Source organism: Pseudomonas frederiksbergensis, from assembly GCF_035751725.1.
GTDB classification, from domain to species: Bacteria; Pseudomonadota; Gammaproteobacteria; order Pseudomonadales; family Pseudomonadaceae; genus Aquipseudomonas; species Aquipseudomonas frederiksbergensis_A.
Genome location: NZ_CP142104.1, coordinates 2,800,062 through 2,813,207, shown reverse-complemented (window position 1 = coordinate 2,813,207; position 13,146 = coordinate 2,800,062). Strand labels below are relative to the sequence as shown.

General features: G+C 62.6%; 9 protein-coding genes. 2 read left to right on the top strand and 7 right to left on the bottom strand.

The genetic code is table 11. The features are described from left to right. Positions 1-55: 55 nt before the first annotated feature. From VQ575_RS12600 to VQ575_RS12590, 3 genes are all read right to left on the bottom strand, one after another. Positions 56-1,933, bottom strand: coding sequence for a feruloyl-CoA synthase (locus VQ575_RS12600; protein ID WP_039588371.1), 1,878 nt, complete (start codon positions 1,931-1,933; stop codon positions 56-58). Positions 1,934-2,077: 144 nt separating this feature from the next. Next, positions 2,078-3,526 (bottom strand): aldehyde dehydrogenase, encoded by a 1,449-nt coding sequence (locus VQ575_RS12595; RefSeq protein ID WP_325919796.1) that lies wholly within the window; start codon positions 3,524-3,526, stop codon positions 2,078-2,080. An 87-nt stretch (positions 3,527-3,613) separates the two neighbouring features. Next, positions 3,614-4,444 (bottom strand): p-hydroxycinnamoyl CoA hydratase/lyase, encoded by an 831-nt coding sequence (locus VQ575_RS12590; RefSeq protein ID WP_045156060.1) that lies wholly within the window; start codon positions 4,442-4,444, stop codon positions 3,614-3,616. Positions 4,445-4,657: 213 nt separating this feature from the next. Between VQ575_RS12590 and VQ575_RS12585 the strand changes: the two genes are divergently transcribed. Next, a complete protein-coding gene (locus VQ575_RS12585; protein WP_325919795.1) occupies positions 4,658-5,146 on the top strand; it encodes a MarR family winged helix-turn-helix transcriptional regulator in 489 nt (162 codons plus the stop codon). Positions 5,147-5,221: 75 nt separating this feature from the next. Here VQ575_RS12585 and VQ575_RS12580 read toward each other — a convergent pair whose 3' ends face one another. Next, positions 5,222-6,526 (bottom strand): OprD family porin, encoded by a 1,305-nt coding sequence (locus VQ575_RS12580; protein WP_325919794.1) that lies wholly within the window; start codon positions 6,524-6,526, stop codon positions 5,222-5,224. Positions 6,527-6,839: 313 nt separating this feature from the next. On the opposite strand from VQ575_RS12580, the gene mhpT reads away from it, so the two are divergent. Continuing rightward, the gene (gene mhpT, locus VQ575_RS12575) at positions 6,840-8,066 is read left to right on the top strand and encodes a 3-(3-hydroxy-phenyl)propionate transporter MhpT (protein WP_039588366.1); all 1,227 of its coding nucleotides are present in this window, start codon (positions 6,840-6,842) and stop codon (positions 8,064-8,066) included. A gap of 62 nt (positions 8,067-8,128) precedes the next feature. On the opposite strand, the gene VQ575_RS12570 is transcribed toward mhpT, so the two are convergent. The 3 genes from VQ575_RS12570 to VQ575_RS12560 form a co-directional block, all read right to left on the bottom strand. Next, positions 8,129-10,549: an efflux RND transporter permease subunit gene (locus VQ575_RS12570; protein WP_325919793.1), complete on the bottom strand. Its 2,421-nt coding sequence runs from the start codon at positions 10,547-10,549 to the stop codon at positions 8,129-8,131. Positions 10,550-10,601: 52 nt separating this feature from the next. Continuing rightward, positions 10,602-11,705 carry a WD40/YVTN/BNR-like repeat-containing protein gene (locus VQ575_RS12565; protein WP_325919792.1) on the bottom strand — a complete coding sequence of 368 codons (1,104 nt, stop codon included), beginning with the start codon at positions 11,703-11,705 and terminating at the stop codon, positions 10,602-10,604. 68 nt (positions 11,706-11,773) lie between these two features. Continuing rightward, on the bottom strand, positions 11,774-13,135 hold the full coding sequence (locus tag VQ575_RS12560; RefSeq protein WP_325919791.1) for a DUF1329 domain-containing protein: 1,362 nt from the start codon (positions 13,133-13,135) through the stop codon (positions 11,774-11,776). Between the last annotated feature and the right edge of the window lie 11 nt (positions 13,136-13,146).

Sequence of the window (13,146 nt, the reverse complement as noted above, 5' to 3'; positions counted from 1 at the left end):
GTGCGCGCGAAAGCGGAGGGTTTCGCGAGCAAGCCCGTTGCCACAAAAAGCGCTATCAGCCGGCCGATCCAGCGCGCAGGACCGTTGGGTCTTCTCCCCGATACAGCGCCTCGACCTTGGCCGCGCGCCATTGCAATACCGCGCGCTGGTTGATCGAGCCTTTGTCGGTGATTTCACCACGGTCGATGGACGCGGGTTCGTCCAACAGCGCGATCCATTCCACACGACTGGCGTTGCCGTTCGCATCGCGGTTCAGCCGCCGCAACCAATCGGCGAACCATTGGCGCACCGGCGGGCTCGCCAGTACCTCGGCGTCGCTGGCGTCCGGACCCAGGCCCGAGAGTCGGCGGCAATCATGCAGGCGCGGGAACACCAGCGCGCCCAGGTGCGGACGATCCGGCGCGGTCACCACCAGATCCTGGACGTAAGGCGTGCCTTCGAGCACCGCGCGGTTGCGCAACGGCCCGACACTGACAAACACGCCTGAGGACAGCTTGAAGTCCTCGGCGATGCGCCCGTCGAACATCAACCCCAGTTGAGGGTTGGCGGGATCGGCGAGCTTGATGGCATCGCCCGAGCAATAGAAGCCCGCGTCGTCGAACACCTCGGCGGTCTGCTGCGGCGAGCGCCAGTAGCCGGGCATGATGTGCGGCCCGCGAAAACGTCCTTCGAACTTGCCGTCCACCGGCACCAGCCGCACTTCGCAGCCGGGCGCCGGCAAACCGATGTAGCCGGCCATGGACAGCGGTCCGGTGGTGAAGGTGCAGGATGGCGAAGCTTCAGTCATGCCCAGGCCGGCCATCATGCGGATCCGTTCGCCGCAATGTTGCTCGGCGACTTTGTCGAGCCGATCCCACGTGCTTTGGGAAAGGCCCGCCGCGGCGAAGAAAAACAGGCTGATGCGCTTGAAAAAGCGTTCGCGCAAGTCCGCATCCTGTTCCAGGGCGCTCACCAACTCCTCCCAACCCTTGGGCACGGTCAGGTAGGCCGTGGGAGAAACTTCCTTGAGATTGCGCAGGGTTTGCGCAAAACCCTGGACGGTGGGCTTGCCATCGTCCAGATAAAACGTGCCGCCGTTGTACAGCACGATGCCGACGTTGTGGCTGCCACCAAAGGTGTGGTTCCACGGCAGCCAATCCACCAGCACCGGAGGCTCTTCGCCGAACACCGGGAAGGTTTGCAACAGCATCTGCTGGTTGGCGCAGAGCATCCGCTGGGTGGTGATCACCGCCTTGGGCAACTTGGTGGAGCCGGAGGTGAAGAGAAACTTGGCAATGCTGTCGGGCCCGGTCGCAGCGAATGCGCGGTCGGCCTCGATACCAGCCGGCTGTGCGAGCAGGCTGGCGAAGCTTGTCCTGGCCCGACCCGGTATGTCTCCACGCACGGTGACCAAGGGAATATCCGCCGGCAACACGGCATTGACTGCCCGTTCGAACGGCGCGGCATCGCTGACGAACACCAGCCCTGGCCTCAACAGATCACAGACATGCCGCAGCTTGGCGAAGTCCTGGGACAGCAACGAATAGGCCGGCGACACCGGACAATAGGGAATCCCGGCGTACATCGCGCCCAGGGCCATCTGCAAATGCTCGATGTCGTTGCCCGAGAGCAGCGCCAAGGGTTTCTCCGCCGATAATCCATAGCTCAACAAACCCTGGGCGATGGCCCTTACGCTGGCGAGCATCTCGGCGTAACTGACATGACGCCAGTCGCCCTCGTTTTCCCGCGCAGCGACAAAGGTCTGGTTCGGCCGCACCTCGGCCCAGTGCACGAGGCGATCCAGCAGGCGTGACGGCAACGGGGCCAAGGGCTCCAGGGAGCGCATGTGCAGGATGCCCTGCTCTTCCTTCACTTCAACGGCGGGGTGACCGATCGACACCTGGCGATAACGCACAGGCTCGGGCCGGGAGGATGATCTGAACTCGGAACTCACGGTACATCTCCTCCATCAAGGCACGCTCGGGTCGCGCAGGGCGAGCGGAACGTGGCAGCACCTGGCTGCGGCCTTGTCATTGTTAGGTCTGGCCTGCATCGGGCGATGGCTTTCGCGGAACACCGCCCACAATGCGACGGTTTTTCAGATCGGGTAGTGCCGGGGGCCGTTCTGCATCGTCACCCAGCGCAACTGGGTGAAATGCTCGATGGACGCCTTGCCGCCAAAGCTGCCGTAACCGCTGGACTTGACGCCGCCGAAGGGCATTTGCGCTTCGTCGTGCACGGTCGGGCCGTTGATGTGGCAGATTCCGGACTCGACTCGCTGGGCCAGGGCCAGCGCACGGCCGGTGTCGCGACTGAAGATCGCCGCCGACAATCCGAACTCCGAATCATTGGCCAGGCGCAGCAATGCTTCGTCACCCTCGCCGCGCAGCAGCACCGCCACCGGCCCGAAGGATTCCTCGCGATATAGGCGCATGTCCGGCGTAACACCGTCGAGCAAGGTCGGCTGCAGGATGCTGCCATCCAACTGCCCGCCCGCGACCAACTTCGCGCCTTTGGCCAGGGCATCGTCGATCAGGCCCTTGATGCGCTGGCCGGCGCTGGCGTCCACCAACGAACCCAGCACCGAATCACTGGCCCCGGGATCACCGGCGCGCAAGGTGGCGATCTTCTTCGTGAGCCGCTCGATGAAGGCATCGGCGATGCTCGCGTCGACGATCAAGCGCTCGGTGGACATGCAGACCTGGCCCTGGTTGAAGTAAGCGCCGAATGCCGCCGCTTGCACCGCCGCATCCAGGTCGGCATCGTCCAGCACCAGTAACGGCGCCTTGCCGCCCAGCTCCAGCAATGCCGGCTTGAGGTGGCGGGCCGACAGTTCGCCGACAATCCGGCCAACATGGGTCGAGCCGGTGAAATTGACCCGCCGCACCGCCGGGTTGGCGATCAACCGCTCGACGATCGCGGGGGCATCCGCCGGGGCGTTGCAAATGACGTTGACGACGCCGTCACCCAGGCCCGCGTCCTGCAACACCTGGCCGATCAAACGGTGCGCCGCCGGGCTGATTTCCGACGCCTTGAGCACGACCGTGTTGCCGCAGGCCAGCGGCATGGCGATGGCGCGAGTGGCGAGGATCACCGGAGCATTCCACGGCGCGATTCCCAACACCACACCGCACGGCTGGCGCAAGGCCATGGCGAAACTACCCGGCACATCCGAAGGAATGACTTCGCCATTGATTTGAGTGGTCATGGACGCGGCTTCGCGCAGCATGTTCGCGGCCAGATGCACATTGAAACCGTACCAGTTGGCCATGGCGCCGGTTTCGCCGGCAGCGGCAATGAATTCGCCGCTGCGGGCCTGCAATTGCTCGGCGGCGCGCAGCAGGCGGGTGCGACGTTCGTTGGGCGCCAACGCGGCCCAGGCAGGGAAAGCGGCTTGTGCGGCCGCCACAGCGGCGTCGGCATCTTCCAACGTGGCGGCGGCCACGCGAGACACCGCTTCACCGGTCACCGGGTTGCAGCGCTCGAAGGTCCGACCGTCACGGGCCGGGCACGACTGGCCGCCGATCAACAGGGGCACGTCCAGCATGGTGATTCCTCTTTATTGTCTTTATCGGAATGCATTCACAGTAGCGCCGGGCGCCGTGGGCGAACAGCTCCCGGGCGCCCTGTTTTTTCAACGCTTGTAGGCTTGCAGGCCCGGCTTGATGCTCTTGTCGTCGAGGAACTGCTTCATCCCCTGCTCGCGGCCCCCTTCGGTGTCGAGCAGCCGCGACTGGTCCAGCTTGGCGTAGAGGTAATCCTCGTTCTGCTCCCAGGTCAGCTCGCGGCAGCGCTTGAAACCATGCTTGGCCGCACGCAACACCACCGGGTTCTTCTCGAGCAGGTTGCGCGCCAGCTCCACGGTGACTTCGCGCAGTTGCGCCAAGGGCACGCTTTCGTTGACCAGGCCCATCTCGGCGGCTTTCTGCCCGCCGAAGGTCTTGCCAGTCATGATGTAGTACAGCGATTGGCGGTGGCCCACGGTGTCGGCCATGGCTTTGCTGACCAGGTTGCCAGGTGGGATGCCCCAGTTGATTTCAGAGAGACCGAAGGTGGCTTCGTCGGCGCAGATCGCCAAGTCACACGCCACCAGCGGGCTGAAACCGCCACCGAAACACCAGCCGTTGACCATCGCGATGGTCGGCTTGGCGTACATGCGCAGCAGTTTCCATTGCCATTGGGAGGCTTCGCGGCGGATTTTCTCCTGGAGGATTTCCGGTCCGGCGTCCACTTCGCGGAAGTATTCCTTGAGGTCCATGCCGGCAGTCCAGGCTTCCCCGGCGCCGGTGAGCACCAGCACGCCAGCAGCAGGGTCTTGCTCAAGGGTTTCCAGCACATCAACCATCTCGCGGTTGAGGGTGGGACTCATGGCGTTGCGTTTTTCCGGGCGATTGAGGATGACCCAGGCGATGCCATCGTCGATCTCGACCTTGACCGTGGTCCAGCGACCTTCGTAATTGCTCATGGCGCGTGCTCTCTTGTTCTTGGCTGAAGATGATCAAAAACTAACCCTGAATATTAGTTATGTCAATTAACTATTAATCGATTTACCTAGTATTTTCAGAGCCTCGGTAAACGCTCCCAGACAACAAATGTGCGAAGGGACGTAGCCATCGCCTTGCAACCTCGGCAAACTGGATAGCCTTGTTAATCACTGACCTTGAGGATGCTCCTTTCGATGGCCAAGTCTTCCAAGCTTGCCGAAACCGCCGCCGGCGCACCTGCCGACGGTAACGACACGCAGGCACCGTTGGATTCCGCCCTGGATGACCTGATCGGTTACGCCTTGCGCCGCGCCCAGTTGAAACTGTTCCAGAACCTGATCGGCCGTCTCGCCGTTCACGACCTGCGGCCCGCCCAGTTCTCGGCCCTGGCGATCATTGACCAGAACCCTGGCCTGATGCAGGCCGACCTGGCCAAGGCGCTGGCCATCGAGCCTCCGCAAGTGGTGCCGTTGTTGAACAGACTGGAAAGCCGCGCCTTGGCCGTGCGGGTGCGCTGCAAGCCGGACAAACGCTCCTATGGGATTTTCCTGAGCAAGGCCGGCGAGACACTGCTCAAGGAACTCAAGCAGATCGCCAAAGAAAGTGATCTGGATTCCACCGCCGCGCTTTCCGCCGCCGAGCGCGAGGACCTGCTGCGGTTGTTGAAGAAGGTTTACCAGTAGCCAAGTTAGCGGCTGCTTTTGCGGCGAGGGGATAAATCCCCTCGCCGCAAAAGCTCTGCATCGCCCTTCACTACTTCACCAAATCGGCACGCTATACGTCACCAGGAACCGCGTCTGGTTCTCGTCGCGAAACGCCGCCGTGCCGGGGAAGTCATTGCGGTAGATCGATTTGCGCGCCAGCAGCCCAACGTTCTTCAGCGGACCGCTCTGGATCACATAGCCCAGCTCCATCTGGAACTCACGCTCCTTGCGGTCTTCGGCGTTGAGAGCCGCCAGCTCGATGTGATCGCCCCGCACGTAGCGCAACCGGGTTCGCAGGCCAGGCACGCCCACGGCCGCGAAGTCATAGTCGTGGATCGCTTGCCAGGTACGCTCCTTGGCATTGAGGAAGTCCGAACTCATGGTCATTTCGCTCAAGCCCATCAGCTCGGTGCCAGACACATAGGGGGTCGCGGTATCACCACTGGAATGCATGTAGCCCAGGCTCACGCGATGGCCGCCAAAGCGATAACCCACCAGTGCCGAGACGTTGCGATTGTCCACCTTGCCGGCCTTGGCGGCGCCGTCGTCGTCACTGAAGAAACTGCGCAGGTCGGTAGTCAGCACGCCACCGCCCAATGGCATGTTGTGCAGCAGTGCGAAGGTGTTCTGTTGGTACAGGTCAGCCACCTCGGCGTGGTAGACGCGCAAGCCGAGGTCTTTGTTGACCTGGTAATCGCCTCCCACGTACGCCATATGGGACGTGGTCGCCGCGCCGTTGAAACGGCGATTGGGCGAGGCGATGGCCATGGGTTGGTAATCGGTGGAATCGCGCCGGGCGATACGGTCGATATAACCGGTGTTGAGCGTCAAGCCTTCGATGTCCTTGGAACTGAGCGTCGTCCCGCGAAACGTCTGGGGCAGCAGGCGCGACGGGCTGGCGAAGGCAAACGGCAGGAAGATCGACACGTCGCCGGTTTTCACGGTGGTCTGGGCGATACGCAGTTTGCCGGTCAGGCCAAGACGCGAGTACTCGTCCGCCGCACGCTTGTCGCTACTGGACACCGGCAGCAGCTCGGTGCCGCTGCGGTCTGGCGATGAGTCGAGCTTGATGCCGAGCAACCCCCGTGCATCAAGCCCGAACCCGACCGTCCCCGGGGTGAACCCCGACTCCACGTTCATGAATATGCCCTGTGCCCACTCCCTGGCGGCGGTCTTGGCACCGCCGTCCTTGTAGTCACGATCCATATAGTAGTTGCGCAGGGTCAGCGTGCCGTGGCTGTCTTCGACGAAGCCTTCGGCCCATGACGCGGTGGAACATAAGCCCAGCCCGACCCAGGCGAACAGCTGGAGGATCGGCAAAGCAACGGGGGCATGGACGTCCCGGATAACGTTCGACATGTTCGATTTCCATTTTTTGTTGTTGTTTTCTATCGAGGCGGGTACCCGGATGACGGGCCGCGCGGACAGAGAATGGAAATGGCCAGGGGGCTTCGTCAATGCGAAGTGACCGATAATCGAACGTTAATATTTTTAACCAGTTTTCCTGTTATTCCGCTTTCGATAGGCAAGCATCTGATTTTTCAAGCGAACTGGCAGATTTTTTCTGCGGAAAAGCCGCGATTCATTTTTTAGTTAGCTTTGTTAATCTTAATCGCACCTGCCGGTTTTCATCTGAACCGCAGTCCTGACAAAAACAATAAGAGGATTCGCCATGAACCATCCGCCGCGTCGAGCGACGCTGACCATCGCCTTGTGTTTCATCGTCGCGCTGATCGAGGGATTTGATCTCCAATCCGCCGGGACTGCCGCTGCCGGCCTGCGGCAGACATTTGCCCTGGACCCGAAAATGATGGGTTGGGTATTCAGCGCAGGGATCATCGGCCTGCTGCCGGGTGCGTTCTTCGGCGGCTGGATCGCCGATCGCATCGGCCGCAAGAAAATCCTGATCGCCGCCGTCCTGCTGTTCGGCGTGTTTTCCCTCGGCACCGCTTATGTCGAACAATTCTCCAGCCTGCTGTTGGTGCGTTTCATGACCGGGCTCGGCCTGGGCGCCGCCCTGCCCAACCTCATCGCCCTGTGTGCCGAAGCGGTAGGCGAGCAACGCCGAGGCACGGCCATCAGCGTGATGTATGCCGGTGTTCCGCTGGGAGGCGCGTTGGCGGCGGTGGTTGCGATGGCCTTTGGCGAACATTGGCAAATGACGTTTCTCATCGGCGGCCTGGCGCCCTTGCTCGTAGTGCCGCTGATGTTGCTGTGGCTGCCGGAGTCCAGCGCTTTCAAGCAAGTCCAGCAGGTGGGTGGTGAAACCCGCGGTTCGACCGGCCAGGCGCTGTTCGGTGAAGGCCGGGGCCTGACTACGCTGGGCCTGTGGCTGAGCTATTTTTTCACCTTGACGGTGATGTACATGCTGCTCAACTGGCTGCCTTCGTTGCTGCTGGAGCAGGGCTTCAGCAAACCCCAGGCCGGCCTGGTGCAGATGCTGTTCAACATCGGCGGCGCCCTGGGTTCGTTGATTGGTGGCCTGCTGCTGGACCGCTACAACGCCATCAAGGTCGTACTGTTCGTCTATGCCGGGCTGTTGAGCGCGCTGGCCGGGGTCGGTTTGTCGGTGGGCATCGTACCGATGGGCCTTGCCGGGTTCGCCGCCGGGTTGTTTGTGATGGCCGCGCAGTTGGTGCTCTATGCCTCGGCGCCGCCCTCCTACCCTACGGCCGTGCGGGCAACCGGTGTCGGTGCCGCCGTGGCCATCGGACGCCTGGGCTCGGTGGCCGGCCCGTTGGCGGCCGGCCAGATCCTTGCGGCCGGAGGCGGTACCACAGCGGTACTGCTGGCGACATCCCCCGGATTGGTGGTTGCGACATTGGCCATCCTCAGCGTGATTCGCCGTTCTGACGGGGCCCGGATGAACACGGCAGGACCAGTTGCACAGAAATCCTGACCTACTGTCCACCCGCCCCCCCTGTGGGCGCGAGCAGGCTCGCACCCACGGGGTTTACCACTTCATCCCCTCACCCACCGCTCCCGCCGGCTCAGCCCAGGCTTTTTTGCGAAGACCTCCTGCGGCAGCAACCACCACGCCAGCGCCGGCAGCAGGATCAGCGCGCCGAGCATGTTCACCAGGAACATGAAGGCCAGCAGGATGCCCATGTCGGCTTGGAACTTGATCGGCGAGAAAGCCCAGGTCGACACCGCCACAGCCAGCGTCATACCCGTCAGCAACACCACTTTGCCGGTGAACAGCAGCGACTGGTAATACGCCTGGGCCAGTGTGTCGCCGGCGCGCATCCGGGCGAGGATCACGCTCAACACATACAGCGCGTAATCAACGCCAATGCCCACGCCCAGCGCAATGACCGGTAGCGTGGCAACTTTCACGCCCATGCCCAACCCCACCATCAGCGCCTCGCACAGGATCGAGGTGAGCATCAGCGGCAGCATCGCGCACAGCGTCGCGCGCCAGCTGCGGAAAGTCAGCAGGCACAACAGGCTGACCGCACCGTAGACCCAGAACAGCATCTCGCCCATGGATTTCTTCACGACGATGTTAGTCGCCGCCTCGATTCCCGCGCTGCCGGCCGCCAGCATGAACTTGACCTCCGGCAGTTGGTGCCCGGCGATAAACTGCTCGCTGGCCTCCACCACCCGGTTCAAGGTGTCAGCCTTGTGATCGGCCAGGTAGACGTACAGCGACAGCATCGAACACCCCTGGTTGAACAGCTCTCGCGGCGCGCGGGTTTGCACGGCCCCCAGCGCACCGTCATTGGGGATCAGTTCATACCATTTGAAGTTGCCCTCGTTATAACCGGCCGTGGCGATCTTGCTCAGCGCCGCCATCGAGTTGGTCGATTCCACACCGGGTAATTGCTCCAGTCGCCACGCCAGCGCATCCACCGCCGACAGGCTGGCGTAACGGGTGCATTGGTCTTCCGGGGTCTTGATCATGACCACGAAGATGTCCGAGCTCGCCGCATAGTTTTGCGTCATGAACAGCGCATCGCGGTTGTAGCGCGAGTCGGCACGCAGCTCCGGGGCGCCGGGGTCCAGGTCACCGATCTTCAGGTGCAGGCTCACGGCAAACCCAAACGCGGCCAGCAGCAAGCCCGTCAACATGGCACCAATGGCCCAGCGTCGTTGGGTGAAAAGATCGAGCGCACGCCATAGCGGATGCTTGATCTGCGCCTGCTGTTCGGTGGTTTCCGCACTCAGGCTGCGTTGCGCCGCCGCGGGGCTGACGCCGATGTAGCTGAGCAGGATCGGCAGCAGGATCAGGTTGGTGAAGATCAGCACGGCGACACCGAGACTGGCGGTGATCGCCAGGTCCTGGATCACCCGGATGTCGATCAGCAGCAGCACGGCGAAGCCCACCGCATCACACAGCAAGGCGGTGATGCCCGCGGCGAACAATCGGCGAAAGGTGTAGCGCGCAGCGACCACCCGATGTGTGCCGCGACCGATGTCCTGCATGATGCCGTTCATCTTTTGCGCACCATGGCTCATGCCAATGGCGAACACCAGAAACGGCACCAGCGCCGAATATGGGTCCAGCTCATAACCGAGCAAGGCCAGCAGGCCCAATTGCCAAAGCACCGCCGCCAGCGAACAAACCACCACCACCAGGGTGCTGCGTGCACAACGGGTGTAGGCGAAGAGCACCAATACCGTCACCAGTACCGCCACCACGAAGAACAGCAGGACCTGGGTCATCCCCTCGATCAGATCGCCGACGATCTTGGTGAAGCCGGTGATATGGATGCGCAAGTCTTCGGTCTGGTACTTGTCCCGCAACGCCTCCAATTGTCGGGAAAACTCGCCATAGTCCAGCGCCTTGCCCGTCTGCGGATTGATTTCCAGCAGCGGCACGAAGATCACGCTGGATTTGAAGTTGCCGGCAACCAATTGGCCGACCTCCCCGGAGCGGGCCACGTTGGTCCGCACCTGCTCGATACTGGCGGCCGAGCCATCGTAGTCGTCAGGGATCACCGTACCGCCGTCCAGACCTTCTTCGGTCACGGCGGTCCAGCGCGTGGTCGGCGTCCATAGCGACTTCATGTAAGGACGGTCGACACCTGGCAGCAAATAGAGCTCGTCATTGAGCTTGGCCAGGGTGTCGAGGTAATCCCTGGTGAAGACACTGCCCTGCCTGATCTCCACGGCGATGCGCAGCGAGTTGCCCAGGCCGCTCAACTCACTGCGGTTTTCCAGAAAGTTGGCGACGTAGGGATGGCCGGTGGGAATGGTTTTCTCGTAGCTGGCATTGATGCCGATGCGCGTGGCTTGCCAACCGAGCACCAAGGTCACCAGCAGGCACAGCAGGACCACCAGGGGTCGATGGTTGAAGATCGCCCGCTCGGCGAAGTTACCTGACGTCCGGTCGAAGTCTTCCTGGCGGCCGATCACGGTTTGGGTTTTGTCGTCTTTCAAGTTTGACTCCTGTTGCACGAGCCGCGGCCCGATAGCGCTACACCGTGAAGTTTCATGGTTTGCCCGAGGCGCGCGGATCCTGGTCAGCCGCCACGCCGCTCAAGCCGACACTGGCCAGGCTGCCGTCGACCGCCTGTTGCACGGCTGCGACAGTCCCGCCGCTGCGGCTCTGGCGTTTGTCGAAGCTGCGACCGTGGTCATGACTGAAGAGAAACTCGCCGCTCTGGCTGGCCAACAGCAGGCCGCCGTCGCGCAGTTCCAGGGCGCTCGCCAGCGTCGATTCGGTCCCGGTGTGTAGGCGGCGCCAACTGTCGCCACGATCGTCGGACCACCAGGCGTTTCCACGCAGCCCATAGGCAACCAAGGCCCCGTCGCGGGTGCCGAGCAGGCCAAAAAAGCTGCCTTCATAAGGTGACTCCAAGGCCTGGAACGACTGCCCGGCATCGGTCGAACGCAACAGCAGGCCGCGCTCCCCCACCAACAGCAGATCGTTGCCCACGGCGCGGATGCCATACAGGTTCAAGCCCTGGGGGTTGTCCAGGTGCTGCATCCACGGCTGCCAGCTCCGCCCGCCATCATCGGTGCGGTAGATCTGGCTGTAGGCGCCGACGACATAGCCGTGCAGGCGATCCCTGAAATACAGGTCGAGAAACGGTTTGTCCGGTCCATCAGCCAGCATGCGCCTTGCCTGCTCCAAGTGGGTGGCACCGCCAGGTAGCTGGGCATCACGCTCGGCGATCTGCACCGCCAGGGCAATGGCACGCTCGCCGTCGAGTTGCTTTTGCCAGGTTTCGCCGCCGTCCTGCGTATGCAGCACCACGCCCAGGTGACCGACCGCCCAGCCCTGCTCGGCGTCGACGAATTGCACCGCCGTCAGGCTGACGCTGACCGGCACCTTGGCCTGGCGCCAACTCGTTCCGGCGTCATCGGAAAGCAGCACGATCCCGCGCTCGCCAACCGCCACAAGGCGCTCGCCGGCCCGGGCCAGCCCAAGCAATACCGCACGCTGGGCCTTGGTGGTCGGCAGTGCCGGCAGTTGCAGCACCGCCAATGTCGTCGCCTGCACAGGCAAGGACGCGCTCGCCAACAGACACAGCACCAAGACGCAGATCGCCCTTGACGGAGCACGGCTCGCAAAGATTTTTTCAACGTTCATATCGTTATTCCGCCTGGAAAATCGCCGGCGACCGCGACGAAACCGCTCCTCGCCACGGTCGCCAAGGTTCAGCGCATGTTTTCGTTGGCCATGGCATCCGGCGTGAAATAGGACGCCGAAGGCTTCGCGACTTTCTGGTACTGGACCGTCAGGTCGTTGCTCGATGAGTTGAGGAAATAGGCGCCGGTATCGAGGTTGTAGCTGCCCCACATCACCTGCGCGGTGAGGGCCGGCAGATCCGGTGCCAGCAGCGTCAACGAATACATTTGCCGGCCGAGCTTGCCCTGGGCGTCATAACCGTCGGCCATCAGGATCTGCCAGGAATCCTCGTCTACGTAGTAAGTGCGACGCGGCACGACGTGGCGCTTGCCGGATTTGAGCGTGGCCTCGACCACCCAGACCCGATGTTTTTCCCAGCGCACCAGATCAGGATTGAGGAAGTTCGCCTTGACCAGGTCGTCGCTCTTGGCCAGGGCGGCGCGGTTGTTGTTGTAGGCGACGAGCAGCTCCTTCTTGCCCACCAGCTTGAGGTCATAACGATCGGTCGGGCCAAACAGCATGAACGCTTCGTCGAACAGACCGACGCCGGAGGTCACGAAGTCAGGCGTGTCATAGGCAATGTTGGGCGCGCGGCGAACCCGACGTTGGCCGACCAGGTACTGCCAGGCCGCCCGATTGCCCGGATCCAGGTCCCAATGGGTCATCAGGCCTTCGCCAGCCTTGGATGACGGCAACTCGGTGAACAGCTTGCCCAGCAGGTACTTGCCCGAATAATTTTCCAGGCTGCCGCCCTCGACGTAGTACGGAAACTGGTAGGTGTACTGGGCTCGGGTCGCCTGGACTTTCTTGCCGCCGGCGGTCATCAGCCAAGTGTCGAAAGGCGAGCTGATGGTGTCGCCGCCCTGCCAGGACAACCGATAGTTCCACAACACCTGCGCACCGTTTTCCGGAATCGGGAACGGGATGCCGCCATAAGCGTTGGAGACCTTCTCGCTGCCCACGTCCAGGGTGGCGCGTGTGGCGTTCTTGCTGGTGTTGTCATACACCCACTGGGGCGCGGCCGCCGAGCGATGGGTCGGGTACACGTCAAGGCGATAGTCCGGGTATTTCTTGAGCAACAGCTTGGTGCCTTCGGCCAGTTCGCCGGCGTACTGCTCCATGTTCGATGCCTTGATCGAATACAGCGGTTTCTCACCGGCGAAAGGATCGGGGCGTTTGTCGCCTGGTTTATAACCGGGCGCGACCTGAGTGTAGCCGCCCTGCCAGGCCGGAATGCTGCCATCGGCATTGCCGGCGCGCTCGCCACCCAGGGGGGTCAGGTCGGTTTTCAAGCGCGCGGCCTGTTCAGGCAATACCGCCGCTTGCGCCAGGCTCATGCCGGTCAGCGCAAGGGTTAGGAGGCAGGTGTTCAGGAAAGTTGTGTTCTGCATGGCGAATCCAC